Genomic DNA, 12,681 nt, shown 5'->3' on the forward strand with positions numbered 1-12,681 from the left:
CCCGTGAGAATCTTTTCCGGCCTGGCTGGCAAGCTGCTGCTGGCCTTCTCCCTGATGGCGCTGCTGACCCTGGGGGCCTCCCTGCTGGGCTGGTTCGGGCTCACTCATCTGCGCCAGCTGGAGCAGGGGGTTAAGCAGACCCTGGCGGATCAGGAGCTGGCCCGCACCCTGGCGCGGCTCGGCGGCGAGATCCAGAGCTCTTCCCACCTGCTGGCCTCCGCCACCAGCGAGGGGGAGCGGGAGCATCAGGGGCGGCTGCTCACCCTGCAGGGGCAGCAGATGCAACAGGTGTTGGAGCAACTGGGCCATGGCGGCGGCAAGCAGACCCCCGACGAGTTGCATCGCCTCAGCCAGACCATCATCGGCAACCTGGGCCAGCAGGGCTGGCTGGTGGGGGAGCGGCTGACGCTGATGGCCGACGGTAGCGCCCTGCGCTCCCGCCTGGTGACGGCCGCCGGTCAGGTGGCGGAGCTGGCCCGCAGCCAGATGGAGAACGCCGAAACCGTGATGGTGGCGGGGCTCGGCTCCCTCTATTCACTGCAGGGACGGTCTGCAGATCGGGCTATCGATCGGCTGCTGGAGCAGGATCTCGACTGGCTGGAGCAGATGACGGAGCTGCGCCACCGCACCCTGATGCAGCAGCAGCGTATCGAGGAGATCTGGCGCAGCGACCGGCAGGAGGGGCTGCAAACCCTGCTGCAGGAGGTGCGCGGGGAGCTGGCCATCCTGCGACTGCGCGCCGGGGCGGTGACGGATCCGGCCCGCCGCCAAGCGGTGGAGCGGGCGCTGGACGAGCTGGAGCAGAGCGATCGGCTGGTGCAACTGCGCAGCGACTGGCTCGGCAAGGGGGAGGCGCTGCGGGTGTTGGCCGCCGCCAACGACGCCCTGATGGGGAGTCTCAACCGTCAGGTCGGTACCCTGGTCAGTCAGGCCCGCGACTCCCTGGGAGAGAGCCAGCAGGCATTGAGCCAGCGGCTCAAGCTGCTGGAGCGGGCCCTGATGGTGATCGGCCTGCTCACCCTGGTGCTGCTCATCCTGTTGATGTGGCGGGTGGTCTATGGTCGCATCGTCTGGCCGCTGCAGCGAGCGGTCGCCGGGATGAGCCGGCTGGCGAAGGGGGATCTGGCGCCGCTGACGCCGGTTGGGGAGGTCGGGCGCGACGAGCTGGCGGAGCTGGGGCGGGCGCTGCAGGTGTTTCGCGACAACGCCATCGAGCTTGGCCGCTACCAGCGGGAGCTGGAGTCGCGGGTCGAGGAGCGCACGGAGCAGCTCAGCCACGCCAATGCGCGCCTCAACGAGGAGGTGGAGAAACAGCGGCTGGCCCGCGCCGAGGCGGAGCAGGCCAACCGGGCAAAATCGGTGTTCCTTGCCACCATGAGCCACGAAATTCGCACCCCCATGAACGGCATCCTCGGCGGCCTCACCCTGTTGGAGGACACCCACCTCAGCGAGACCCAGCAGCGCTACCTGGCCGCCATCGAGCAGAGCGGTGAATCCCTGCTGGAGATCCTCAACGACATTCTCGACTACTCCAAGATCGAGGCGGGCCATGTGGAGGCGCGCCGCGAGCCCTTCTCCCTGCGCCCGCTGGCCGAGGAGCTGATCGCCCTGTTCGGGCCGAGGGCCGACGCGAAAGGGGTGACGCTGGCGCTGGAGTATGCCCCCTCGCTCCCCCCCGTGGTGGAGGGGGATCTGGGCAAGCTGCGCCAGGTGCTGGCAAACCTCTTGGGCAATGCGGTCAAGTTTACCGGCGAGGGGCGCATCACCCTGGTGGTGGCGCCGCTGGCCTGTGCGGGTCCCTGCGCCGAGCCCTGCATCCGCTTCGTGGTGAAAGACACGGGCCCCGGCATTCCGACCGGGGAGCAGGAGGCGGTGTTCGAGGCCTTCCGCCAGCGCAAGCGGGACATGGGCCATCAGGGGGGCACGGGACTGGGGCTCGCCATCAGCCGCCGGCTGGTGGCCGCCATGGGGGGAGAGCTTATGCTCTCCAGCGAGCCGGGGCAGGGGTGTGAATTCAGCTTCAGCCTGCCGCTGCAGCGCTCGGCGGCCCAGCTGCCGGACAGTGCCCAGCCGGTGCGCCTCGGCCAGCCGCGGGAAATCCTGCTGGTGGAGGACAACGAGATCAACCGGCTGGTGGCCGAGGGCATGCTGACGCGCCTCGGCCACAGGGTCACCCTGGCCGAGGATGGGCGCAGCGCGCTGGCGCGGGTGACCGAGCGCCCCTTCGAGCTGGCCCTGCTCGACATCAACCTGCCGGACATGGATGGCATGACGCTGCGCGAGGATCTGGTGGCCATCAGCGAGGAGGAGCATGGCTGCGGCCTGCCCGCCATCGCCATCTCGGCCCAGATGTACCCGGAGGATGTGCGCGCCTGTCTGGCGGCGGGGTTTGCCGATTTCGTCGGCAAGCCGGTGCGGCTGGCGGCGCTGGCCGCGGCCATCGACCGTTTGTCAGCGGGGGAGGAGGCGCCTCCCCTGGCGGCGGGCGAGCCGCTCGCTGGTACCGGGACCGCCAACCGGGTGCTGGAGGCGGATCTGACCCTGCTCGGCAGTCAGCGCATCCGCCAGCTCATCGCCCTGTTTGCCGAGCAGGGGGTGCCCTTGGTGGTCGAGCTGGCGCACAGCGAAGGGGAAGCGCAGCGCGCGCTGGCCCACAGGCTCAAGGGCAGCGCCCTGGCGCTCGGGCTGGATGATTTCGCGGCGCAGTGCGCCGCCGTGGAGCAGGGGCAGCTGGATGGGGGGGCGCTGGCCGGGCCGTTTGAGCAGGCGCTGGCCGGTTTGCGGGCGTGGCAGACGAAGCATCTGCCGGATTAGCGGCAAGGAGGCGTGGTTCACGTCCGCGCAGGAAGGTCATTGTTCTTCGCGGTAGAGCGGCTGCCTGCACTGGGCGCAGAGGTGCTGGCGGCGGAAGTCGGCCTGGTGCACCAGGCCCACATCCAGCTGCTGATGATGGCCGCAGTGAATGCAGAAGAGGATGTCGCCATCGATGGCGTCCGGGTGGGCCGCCAGATACTGCTCGCGGGTGGGCAACTGATCCCATTGGGTGGTGAAAGGGCTCTTGCGGCTGCCGGTGTAGTAGATCCAGTAGAACAGCGCGAATACCGAAATAATCAGAAACAGCATCAAGTTATCCAGCATGGCTTACTCCCGTGAGTCTGCGGTGTGACAAGACAAGAGGGTGACGCGAGCAGCAGTTGACCGGATGCGGTGAGGGGCCCTTCCGTTGCCGGCCTGCGCACCGGGCAACTGCTGTGCCTGTTAAAGATGTTATCTGTTAGTAAATGCTATATCCATGATCTGGCTCTGGTTTTTGCCGGCGGATGAGCCATGCTCCGGCTCTTGGCCGAGTGTATCGGTGGCGGATGAAGGGGGATTGGCTAGGCTGGCGTGGGCTCGCCGGCGGGTCGCAGCCCGCCTGGTCGGTGTGAAATTTGCGACGCATTTTACATTTTTTAAACAAATTTTTGGGTGGTTGGACTGTCTCTTTGATCCAGCTCACGTTACAATGCGCCTGCCCACTTCACCTATCGCGCAAACGATTTTCAGGAGAGAAACGGATGTTGAAACGTGACATGACCATTGCCGGCTATGATCCCCAGCTGTGGCAGGCCATCACAGACGAGACCCGTCGTCAGGAAGAGCATATCGAGCTGATTGCGTCCGAGAACTACACCAGCCCCCGCGTCATGGAAGCCCAGGGCTCCCAGTTGACCAACAAGTACGCCGAAGGTTACCCCTCCAAGCGCTACTACGGTGGTTGCGAGTATGTGGATGTGGTTGAAACCCTGGCTATCGAGCGCGCCAAAGAGCTGTTCGGTGCCACCTACGCCAACGTGCAGCCGCACTCCGGCTCCCAGGCCAACAGCGCCGTCTACATGGCCCTGCTGCAACCGGGCGACACCGTGCTGGGTATGAACCTGGCTCACGGCGGTCACCTGACCCACGGCTCCCCGGTCAACTTCTCCGGCAAGCTGTACAACATCATTCCCTACGGCATCGACGAGTCCGGCAAGATCGACTACGACGAGATGGAACGTCTGGCCGTTGAGCACAAGCCGAAGATGATGATCGGCGGCTTCTCCGCCTACTCCGGCGTTGTCGACTGGGCTCGCATGCGCGAAATCGCCGACAAGATCGGTGCTTGGCTGTTCGTCGACATGGCCCACGTGGCTGGCCTCATCGCCGCCGGTGTCTACCCGAACCCGGTGCCCCACGCTCACGTGGTCACCTCCACCACCCACAAGACCCTGGCCGGTCCGCGCGGTGGTCTGATCCTCTCCGCCGCTGATGACGAGGAGCTCTACAAGAAGCTCAACTCCGCCGTCTTCCCGGGTGGTCAGGGTGGTCCGCTGATGCACGTCATCGCCGGCAAGGCCGTTGCCTTCAAAGAGGCGCTGGAGCCCGAGTTCAAGACCTATCAGGCCCAGGTCGTCAAAAACGCCAAGGCGATGGCTGCCACCTTCATCGAGCGCGGCTACAAGATCGTCTCCGGCGGCACCGACAACCACCTGATGCTGGTTGATCTGATCGGCCGTGAGCTGACCGGTAAGGATGCTGACGCAGCGCTGGGTAAAGCCAACATCACAGTTAACAAGAACTCCGTGCCCAACGACCCGCGCTCCCCGTTCGTCACCTCCGGTGTGCGCATCGGCACCCCGGCCATCACCCGCCGCGGCTTCAAGGAAGCCGAGTCCATCCAGCTGACCCACTGGATCTGCGACGTGCTGGACAACCACGACAACGACGAAGTGCTGGCCAACACCCGCGAGAAGGTGCTGGATATCTGCCGCCGTTTCCCGGTTTACGCATAATCGACCTGCTTTTCAGGTTGAACGGCAATGCCACCCTCGGGTGGCATTGTTTTTTGTGGCGTCTGGCAACATGAGAGGGGCTATGAGTCAGCACAGCAAAGAGCAGCAGGGCACAGGGGGCGGGCCCAAGGCAGAGCGGGACTTGGCGTCGGCAGCGCTCAGGCAGGCGATCCGTGCTCAGTACCACTTTCGCGCCAGCGAACAGGGGTTGCTGGCCTGGGACGTGCGCCGGCTGGTGTGGCTGAGCCGCGATCTGCCGGTGCAGGCGGTAGCACTCGGCGAGATTGCCGAGCTCGACCAGCAGCACTGGTACGGCCATGACGCCACCCGCCCCACGGTGCGCAGCGTGGTGGAGCACTGCCAGCTCATGATGGCGGCCGATCTCGCCTATCCCATCCTGCTGGACAGCGCCGGCCGGGTGATGGACGGCATGCACCGGGTGGGCAAGGCATTGATGCTGGGCCACAGCCATATCGAGGCGCGCCGCTTTGCCGTGGATCCGGCGCCCGACTATCAGGATTGTGACCCCGACACCCTGCCTTATGATGACTGAGCCCGGTCGAATGGATGACTGGGATGGGCGCCTAAAACAGCTCTGATGTTCAAGAAACGGATGGCAGGAGATAGCTCAATGAAGAGAGTGCTGGAGATCCGGAACTACCGGCTCAAGGTCGGTAGTCGGGCAGAGTTCCATAGGCTGGTTGCAGAGCAGAGTTTGCCGCTGCACCGCTAGTGGGGAATGGATGTGGTGAATCATGGCCCTTCCTTGCACGATCCGGACGTCTATTTTTTGATGCGGGCTTACGCTGATCTTGACGATCTGACCCGCTCACAGGCGGCATTCTATGCCACGGATGCATGGAGAAAAGGTCCGAGAGAAGCCATCGTCGAGCTGATAGAGAGCGACACCAATACTGTGCTCTGGCTGCCTGATGTCGCCATTGATGCACTTCGTGGTTGCTGATGGCATCTGTCACTTCCCTTGTTTTCACGGGCTTTTACCGGTTCCGGATGGCCGTGCTACACTGGCCGGCCTAGAGCCGGCCCCGGTGGTCGGCGCCCTTTTCCGTCAACGCCGGAGGTCCGATGCATTGCCCTTTCTGTAGTGCGGTAGATACCAAGGTGATCGATTCCCGTCTGGTGGCCGAAGGCCATCAGGTACGCCGCCGTCGCGAATGCCTGCTCTGCCACGAGCGCTTCACGACCTTCGAGATGGCCGAGCTGGTCATGCCCCGCGTCATCAAGTCCAACGGCTCGCGCGAGCCTTTCAACGAAGACAAGCTGCGTGCCGGCATCCTGCGGGCACTGGAGAAGCGGCCGGTGAGCATGGAGGCCATCGAGAAGGCGGTCAACCACATCAAATCCCGCCTGCGGGCCACCGGTGAGCGCGAAGTGGCCTCCGAGCTGGTGGGCAACCTGGTGATGGACGAACTCAAGGGGCTCGACAAGGTGGCCTATATCCGCTTTGCCTCCGTCTATCGCAGCTTTGAAGACATTCGTGAGTTTGGTGAAGAGATCGCCAAGCTGGAGAAGTGAGTCTTTCTTCCAAACCAGGTTGCCGCGTTCGATTACGCTGCGCTAATCGAACCTACGATATTGCGTAAGCCTGGATGTGCTGTCAGAGGAGCCCAGATGTTTAGTCAAGACGATTACCAATGGATGAGCCGGGCCCTCGAACTGGCCCGCCGCGGCCGTTACACCACGGCGCCCAACCCCTGTGTCGGTGCCGTGCTGGTGAAGGCTGGCGTGGTGGTGGGAGAGGGCTGGCATCAGCGGGCCGGCGAGCCCCATGCCGAGGTTTACGCCCTGCACGCGGCCGGCGATGAGGCCCGCGGCGCCACCGCCTACGTGACCCTGGAGCCCTGCTCTCATCACGGTCGCACCCCACCCTGTGCCGAGGCGCTGATCAAGGCCGGTGTGAGCCGGGTGGTGGCCGCCATGGTGGACCCCAACCCTCAGGTGGGGGGGCGCGGCCTGCGCATGCTCTCCGAGGCGGGCATCAAGACCGATTTCGGTCTGCTGGCTGCTGAGGCCGAGGCGCTCAACCCGGGCTTTTTCAAGCGGATGCGTACTGCCTTCCCGCAGGTGACAGTCAAGCTCGGCGCCAGCCTGGATGGCCGCACCGCCATGGCGAGCGGCGAGAGCCAGTGGATCACCTCCCCGGAGGCGCGCCGCGACGTGCAGCGACTGCGGGCTCGCCATGATGCGGTGCTCTCCAGCGCCGAAACCGTGCTGGCGGACAACGCCTCCCTGACCGTGCGCTGGGACGAGCTGCCCCCCTCGGTCAAGGCCGCCTATCCCAAAGAGACCCTGCGCCAGCCGCTGCGGGTCATCGTCGACTCGCAAAACCGGCTGACCCCGGATCTGCCTCTGTTCCAGAGCGAGAGCCCGGTGCTGCTGGCCCGCCACAAGGCGGACGGCGACTGGCCAGCCTGGGTGCAGCAGCTGGAGGTGCCGCTGCTGGATGGCAAGCTGGATCTGGTCAGCCTGTTCATGCTGCTGGCCAAACAGAACCTCAACTCGGTACTGGTGGAGGCGGGGCCACGCCTGTGCGGCGCCCTGCTGGAGAAGGGGCTGGTGGACGATCTGGTGCTCTATCAGGCGCCCAAACTGATGGGGGATGAGGGGCGCGGCCTGTTCCATCTGCCCGGGCTCACCCGGCTGTTCCAGGCTCCCAAGCTCAACATCAAGGATGTGCGCATGGTTGGCCAGGATATTTGTATTACCGCCAAAATAGCCTGATTTATCAATATTAAAGGGGGCATTGCCGCCCCCGTCATCAGCAAGGTGATCTGCATGTTTACCGGAATTATCGAAGCGGTGGGAACCCTGGCCGAGCTGCGTCGCCAGGGCGAAGACATGGCCCTCACCGTGCACGCGCCCACCCTGGATTTCAGCGATGTCAAGCTGGGCGACTCCATCGCCACCAATGGTGTCTGTCTTACCGTGATCGCCCTGGGCGACAAGCGTTATACCGCCGACGTGTCGCTGGAAACCCTCTCTCGCACCGGTTTTTCTGCCGCCAAGGTGGGCGATCGGGTCAACCTTGAGAAGGCGCTGATGCCCACCTCCCGCCTCGGCGGCCACCTGGTCTCCGGCCACGTGGACGGGGTGGGGGAGGTCAAGAGCGTCTCCAGCAGCGGCCGTGCCATCGAGTACTGGATCAAGGCGCCGACGGAGCTCTCCCGCTACATCGCCGAGAAGGGATCCATCGCGGTGGATGGCATCAGCCTTACCGTCAACGCCGTGCAGGGGGATCTGTTCCGGCTGACCATCGTGCCCCACACCGCCCAGGAGACCACCATAGCCGGCTGGAAGCCGGGCAGGAGCGTCAATCTCGAGGTGGATCAGATAGCCCGCTATCTGGAGCGGCTGATGACGGGTCAGCGCCAGGAGAGCAGTGCCTCCACCCTGACCCTGGAGAAGCTGGCCCGCTCCGGTTTCCTGTGACGGAACCTCGGCGGGAAAAACGCTTTTCTGTGATCCCGCTCCGATTGAAATGGGGCCCCGCGTGCCCCATCTAGAGCACAATAGGCAGTATCACGTCGAGCCGACTGGCTCAATCCCCAAAGCATGTTGATGGAGTAGCCCATGGCGCTGAGCACGACCCAGGAAATCATTGCCGATATCAAGGCTGGCAAGATGGTGATCCTGATGGATGACGAAGACAGGGAGAACGAAGGGGACCTCATCATGGCCGCCTCCTGTGTCCGCCCGGAAGATATCAACTTCATGGCCCGTTACGGCCGGGGGCTCATCTGTCTGACCCTGACCCGGGATCGCTGCAAGCAGCTGGCGCTGCCGCTGATGGTCGACCGCAACAACGCCCAGTTTTCCACCGCCTTCACCGTGACCATCGAAGCGGCCGAAGGGGTGACCACCGGCATCTCCGCCGCCGATCGCGCCGTCACCGTACAGGCGGCGGTGGCACCCGATGCCAAGGCTTCCGATCTGGTGCAGCCGGGCCACATCTTCCCGCTGATGGCCCAGGATGGCGGCGTGCTGACCCGCGCCGGCCACACCGAGGCAGGTTGCGATCTGGCCCGGCTGGCCGGTTACGAGGCCGCTTCCGTCATCGTCGAGATCTTGAACGAAGACGGCACCATGGCGCGCCGCCCTGATCTCGAGATCTTCGCCGAGCAGCACGGCATCAAGCTTGGCACCATTGCGGATCTCATCGAATACCGCAACCAGCACGAGACCACTGTCGAGAAGGTGGCCGAGTGCAAGTTGCCCACCGAATATGGCGAGTTTGACCTCATCACCTTCCGCGACACCATCGACAACCAGGTTCACTTCGCTCTGAAGAAGGGTGAGGTGAGTGCCGAGCAGCCGACTCTGGTGCGGGTCCATCTGCACGACGTGCTGAGCGATCTGCTGCAGACCGACCGCCACGCCGCCCGCAGCTGGCCGCTGCCTAAATCCATGGCCCGCATCGCCGACGAGGGCGGAGTGCTGGTGATCCTGGGGGCGGAAGCCCACGGCGCCGAGCTGCTGGCCAGGGTCAAGGGCTTTGAGGCCGCCGACAAGGGGCTGGCGCCGGAAGGAGCCAAGTGGCAGGGTACCTCGCGCCGGGTCGGCGTCGGCTCCCAGATCCTCAAGGCGCTGGGGGTGGGCAAGATGCGCCTGCTGAGCTCGCCGAAGAAGTATCACGCTCTCGGCGGCTTCGGCCTGGAAGTGGTGGAGTACGTCGGCGAGTAAGCGCCGCATACGGCTGAAATCATCCTCATGGCCGCCCGTTGCGGCCATGGTTTTTTGTCGTGGGTCTGTTGTGCTAGAATGTGCGCACTTTTGACTCCGGCCCTTTTGCTTTCACAGATACAGGATTTCCAATGAAGGTTATCGAAGGAAATATCGCCGCTCCTGAAGCGCGCGTTGCGATTGTCGTTGCTCGTTTCAACAGTTTCATCAACGACAGCCTGGTGAGTGGTGCACTGGACGTACTGAAGCGTCAAGGCCAGGTACAGGACAGCAACCTGACCCTGGTGAAAGTGCCGGGCGCGGTTGAAATGCCGCTGGTCATCAAGAAACTGGCCAAGAGCGGCAACTATGACGCCATCGTGGCAGTCGGCACCGTCATTCGTGGCGGCACCTACCACTTCGATCTGGTCGCCAACGAGAACAGCAAGGGCATGGCCCAGGTAATGATGGAATATGAAATTCCGGTTGCCTTCGGCGTACTGACCACTGAAAACATTGAACAAGCCATCGAGCGTGCAGGTACCAAGGCGGGTAACAAGGGTGCAGAGGCTGCACTGGCAGCGCTCGAAATGATCAACGTCCTGAAAGAACTGGACGTGTAACGAGGAGAAATGCATTGAAACCGTCTGAGCGCCGCAAGGCCCGCCATTGCGCCACCCAGGCCATCTACCAGTGGCAGATGACCAAGGCCAACGTGGGCGACATCGAAGAGCAGTTCAAGATCGATCAGGACACCAAGGGTGTGGATCTGAACTACTTCCGCGATCTGCTGTTCGGGGTAGCCCTCCACTGCAATGAGCTGGACAAGGTCTTCGCACCTTTCCTCTCCCGTCCGCTGGAAGAAGTGGACATGGTGGACAAGGCGATCCTGCGTCTGGCGACCTATGAGCTGACCCGTCGTGATGATGTGCCGCCGCGCGTGGTGATCAACGAAGCGATCGAGCTGGCCAAAGCCTTTGCTGCCGATGACAGCCACAAGTTTGTCAACGGTGTACTGGACAAGGTGATCAAGTCGCTGGACAAGCGCTGATCCCTGCGTTCATCAGCATTCCATGCTGATCGATGCTCTGTCGCGAGCCGTCGTCAGCAAGGTGAAGCGCAGCGCCTGGCCGACGTGTATGGAAATACATGAAGAGCCCGGCAGCGACCAGCCTTGAACACGGTCTCGCAGCAAGAGCCGCAACAGCATCTAATAGAGGAGCCAGCTTAATCGCTGGCTTTTTACTGTATGGGTGAATTTGAGCTGATTGATAAGTACTTCAAGGTCCCCCACGCCCGCAAGGACGTGGTGATGGGCCCTGGAGACGACTGCGCCCTGCTGACCCTGCCCCCCGACACCCAGCTGGCGGTGAGCACGGATACCCTGGTGAGCGGCGTACACTTCTTTCCCGACATGGATCCGGTAGACCTCGGCTACAAGGCGCTGGCGGTCAATCTCTCCGATCTGGCCGCCATGGGCGCCGAGCCGCGCTGGGTGTCGCTGGCGCTGACCCTGCCCACCGTCAACGAAGCCTGGGTGGCCGGTTTTGCGGAAGGTTTCCTCGAGCTTGCCGAATACTACAATGTGGCACTGGTGGGAGGGGACATGACCCGCGGCCCCCTCTCCATCACGGTATCGGTCAAGGGGTCGGTGCCGGCCGGCCGCGCCCTGCTGCGCAGCGGTGCCAAGGCCGGCGACGGTGTCTATGTGACCGGCACCCTGGGGGATGCCGCGCTGGCGCTCTCCCACCTGCTGGCCAAGCGCACCCTCAACGAGAACCAGCTGGCGGCCGTACTGCCGCGCCTCGATCACCCCCATCCCCGCATTCTGGCCGGACAGGCCCTGCGCGGACTGGCCAGCAGCGCGCTGGATCTCTCCGACGGCCTGGCCTCGGATCTCGGCCACGTGCTCAAGGCGTCGGGCGTGCGGGCCCAGATCGATCTCGGTCTGCTGCCGCTCTCACCCGTGCTGCAGGATGCGGTGAGCGAGCAGGATGCCTGGCAGCTGGCGCTGGCCGGCGGCGATGACTACGAGCTCTGTTTCACCGTACCGGAGGAGCATCGCGGCGCGCTGGACACGGCGCTGGCCAACTGCGGCGTCAAGTTCACCCGCATCGGCCGGATCTTGGCTGGCGAACCCGGCATCGACTATCTGCACGGCGAGCAGCCGGTCGAGCTGACGCTGAAAGGGTGGGATCACTTCGCATGAGCTGGTTCATGATAAAGCCCGAGCTGAAGCGGCTGAACCTCAGGAACCCGCTTCACTTCCTGGCGGTGGGCTTTGGCTCCGGCCTCTCGCCCAAGGCGCCCGGCACCATGGGGACGCTGGCCGCCATCCCCCTCTACCTGCTGGTGAGCGGCTTGCCTACAGCCTGGTTTATTGCCCTGCTGGTGGTGGGTTTCGTGGCGGGCATCCGCATCTGTCAGAGCGCCACCGATGCCATCGGCATGCCGGATCACGGCGCCATCGTCTGGGACGAGGTAATCGGCTTTGGCGTCACCATGATAGCGGCGCCGGACGGCTGGGAGTGGGTGCTGGCCGGCTTCGTGCTGTTTCGCCTGTTCGACGTGCTCAAGCCCTGGCCCATCTCCTGGTTTGATCGCCGCATCCACGGTGGCTTCGGCATCATGCTCGACGATCTCATCGCCGCCCTGTTCGCCCTGTTTTGTATGCAATTGCTGGCATACTGGCTGGGGTGACGGGGATTACGAGGGGGAATGCAGCGCTGGCATCCCCCTATTTATCTCTGTTTAGTTTTCATTCATCGGCATATGCTGCCGTTAAAAAATCATTTCACATAAATATTCACTACTCATTCGAGGCTTGAGACTATTGTGTCAATAGTGAATATTCCCGCCTGTTACACCCTTGTTGAAAGTAAAAGCACTAAAACGTCATTTATGTGGTCATAAAGTCTGGATATGTGATTGTAGTCATCATTTATGACTGCCGTGCTGGCTGCTAACTGAGCAAAGTATTGCGAAATTGTATAACCCGATCATTTACACTCGCCGTCAAACCGTCTAAGTTACTCGCGGGTTATTCCAAAAAAATGCAAAAAACCCGCCCGGATCGCTGGTTTCGTTGTCTCATGGATTGAGCGTTTAGTCGTCATATCAAACACTCACGATCACGCCAAGGCACGACCGGCATCTGCGGCCGATTTACGGACGAATTATTTGGGACGGA

Annotated in this window: 12 protein-coding genes and 1 pseudogene; 12 read left to right on the forward strand and 1 reads right to left on the reverse strand. The window is 63.2% G+C overall.

The genetic code is table 11. From position 1 onward, the window contains the following. Positions 1-3 precede the first annotated feature (3 nt). Positions 4-2,814 (forward strand): TMAO reductase system sensor histidine kinase/response regulator TorS, encoded by a 2,811-nt coding sequence (gene torS / locus AB5Y94_RS01215; protein WP_368204533.1) that lies wholly within the window; start codon positions 4-6, stop codon positions 2,812-2,814. 36 nt (positions 2,815-2,850) lie between these two features. Here the strand turns inward: torS and AB5Y94_RS01220 are convergent, their stop codons facing one another. Continuing rightward, complete coding sequence (locus tag AB5Y94_RS01220; protein WP_017765166.1) at positions 2,851-3,138, reverse strand: hypothetical protein; 288 nt, start codon at positions 3,136-3,138, stop codon at positions 2,851-2,853. A 419-nt stretch (positions 3,139-3,557) separates the two neighbouring features. On the opposite strand from AB5Y94_RS01220, the gene glyA reads away from it, so the two are divergent. From glyA to AB5Y94_RS01275, 11 genes and pseudogenes are all read left to right on the forward strand, one after another. Further along, a complete protein-coding gene (glyA, locus tag AB5Y94_RS01225; protein WP_017783745.1) occupies positions 3,558-4,811 on the forward strand; it encodes a serine hydroxymethyltransferase in 1,254 nt (417 codons plus the stop codon). Positions 4,812-4,893: 82 nt separating this feature from the next. Next, positions 4,894-5,364: a hypothetical protein gene (locus tag AB5Y94_RS01230; RefSeq protein ID WP_043170273.1), complete on the forward strand. Its 471-nt coding sequence runs from the start codon at positions 4,894-4,896 to the stop codon at positions 5,362-5,364. A 78-nt stretch (positions 5,365-5,442) separates the two neighbouring features. Continuing rightward, positions 5,443-5,775 (forward strand): annotated as a pseudogene (locus AB5Y94_RS01235) (NIPSNAP family protein). Positions 5,776-5,897: 122 nt separating this feature from the next. Continuing rightward, complete coding sequence (nrdR, locus tag AB5Y94_RS01240; RefSeq protein WP_005298086.1) at positions 5,898-6,347, forward strand: transcriptional regulator NrdR; 450 nt, start codon at positions 5,898-5,900, stop codon at positions 6,345-6,347. A 96-nt stretch (positions 6,348-6,443) separates the two neighbouring features. Then, positions 6,444-7,553 carry a bifunctional diaminohydroxyphosphoribosylaminopyrimidine deaminase/5-amino-6-(5-phosphoribosylamino)uracil reductase RibD gene (gene ribD / locus AB5Y94_RS01245; protein WP_368204534.1) on the forward strand — a complete coding sequence of 370 codons (1,110 nt, stop codon included), beginning with the start codon at positions 6,444-6,446 and terminating at the stop codon, positions 7,551-7,553. 54 nt (positions 7,554-7,607) lie between these two features. After that, the gene (locus tag AB5Y94_RS01250) at positions 7,608-8,261 is read left to right on the forward strand and encodes a riboflavin synthase (protein ID WP_017783741.1); all 654 of its coding nucleotides are present in this window, start codon (positions 7,608-7,610) and stop codon (positions 8,259-8,261) included. Between the two features lie 141 nt (positions 8,262-8,402). Beyond that, positions 8,403-9,512 carry a bifunctional 3,4-dihydroxy-2-butanone-4-phosphate synthase/GTP cyclohydrolase II gene (gene ribBA / locus AB5Y94_RS01255; RefSeq protein WP_005298092.1) on the forward strand — a complete coding sequence of 370 codons (1,110 nt, stop codon included), beginning with the start codon at positions 8,403-8,405 and terminating at the stop codon, positions 9,510-9,512. Positions 9,513-9,643: 131 nt separating this feature from the next. Then, positions 9,644-10,114, forward strand: a complete 471-nt coding sequence (ribE, locus tag AB5Y94_RS01260; RefSeq protein ID WP_005298094.1) for a 6,7-dimethyl-8-ribityllumazine synthase — start codon at positions 9,644-9,646, stop codon at positions 10,112-10,114. Between the two features lie 14 nt (positions 10,115-10,128). Then, positions 10,129-10,542, forward strand: a complete 414-nt coding sequence (gene nusB, locus AB5Y94_RS01265) for a transcription antitermination factor NusB (protein ID WP_005298096.1) — start codon at positions 10,129-10,131, stop codon at positions 10,540-10,542. Between the two features lie 198 nt (positions 10,543-10,740). Next, entirely contained in the window at positions 10,741-11,700 is a 960-nt protein-coding gene (thiL, locus tag AB5Y94_RS01270; protein ID WP_010633101.1) for a thiamine-phosphate kinase, read from the forward strand. Next, the gene (locus AB5Y94_RS01275; protein WP_065016776.1) at positions 11,697-12,191 is read left to right on the forward strand and encodes a phosphatidylglycerophosphatase A; all 495 of its coding nucleotides are present in this window, start codon (positions 11,697-11,699) and stop codon (positions 12,189-12,191) included. Before thiL ends, AB5Y94_RS01275 begins: the two co-directional genes overlap by 4 nt. The last annotated feature ends 490 nt before the right edge of the window (positions 12,192-12,681 follow it).

The sequence above is a fragment of the Aeromonas sp. s5 genome (genome assembly GCF_040907865.1).
GTDB classification, from domain to species: Bacteria; Pseudomonadota; Gammaproteobacteria; order Enterobacterales; family Aeromonadaceae; genus Aeromonas; species Aeromonas dhakensis.

What these genes read in the sequence shown, in the direction of transcription:
- AB5Y94_RS01220 (WP_017765166.1), bottom strand. Translation starts at nt 3,138, where the DNA reads ATGCTGGATAACTTGATGCTGTTTCTGATTATTTCGGTATTCGCGCTG.
- glyA (WP_017783745.1), top strand. Translation starts at nt 3,558, where the DNA reads ATGTTGAAACGTGACATGACCATTGCCGGCTATGATCCCCAGCTGTGG.
- AB5Y94_RS01230 (WP_043170273.1), top strand. Translation starts at nt 4,894, where the DNA reads ATGAGTCAGCACAGCAAAGAGCAGCAGGGCACAGGGGGCGGGCCCAAG.
- nrdR (WP_005298086.1), top strand. Translation starts at nt 5,898, where the DNA reads ATGCATTGCCCTTTCTGTAGTGCGGTAGATACCAAGGTGATCGATTCC.
- ribD (WP_368204534.1), top strand. Translation starts at nt 6,444, where the DNA reads ATGTTTAGTCAAGACGATTACCAATGGATGAGCCGGGCCCTCGAACTG.
- AB5Y94_RS01250 (WP_017783741.1), top strand. Translation starts at nt 7,608, where the DNA reads ATGTTTACCGGAATTATCGAAGCGGTGGGAACCCTGGCCGAGCTGCGT.
- ribBA (WP_005298092.1), top strand. Translation starts at nt 8,403, where the DNA reads ATGGCGCTGAGCACGACCCAGGAAATCATTGCCGATATCAAGGCTGGC.
- ribE (WP_005298094.1), top strand. Translation starts at nt 9,644, where the DNA reads ATGAAGGTTATCGAAGGAAATATCGCCGCTCCTGAAGCGCGCGTTGCG.
- thiL (WP_010633101.1), top strand. Translation starts at nt 10,741, where the DNA reads ATGGGTGAATTTGAGCTGATTGATAAGTACTTCAAGGTCCCCCACGCC.
- AB5Y94_RS01275 (WP_065016776.1), top strand. Translation starts at nt 11,697, where the DNA reads ATGAGCTGGTTCATGATAAAGCCCGAGCTGAAGCGGCTGAACCTCAGG.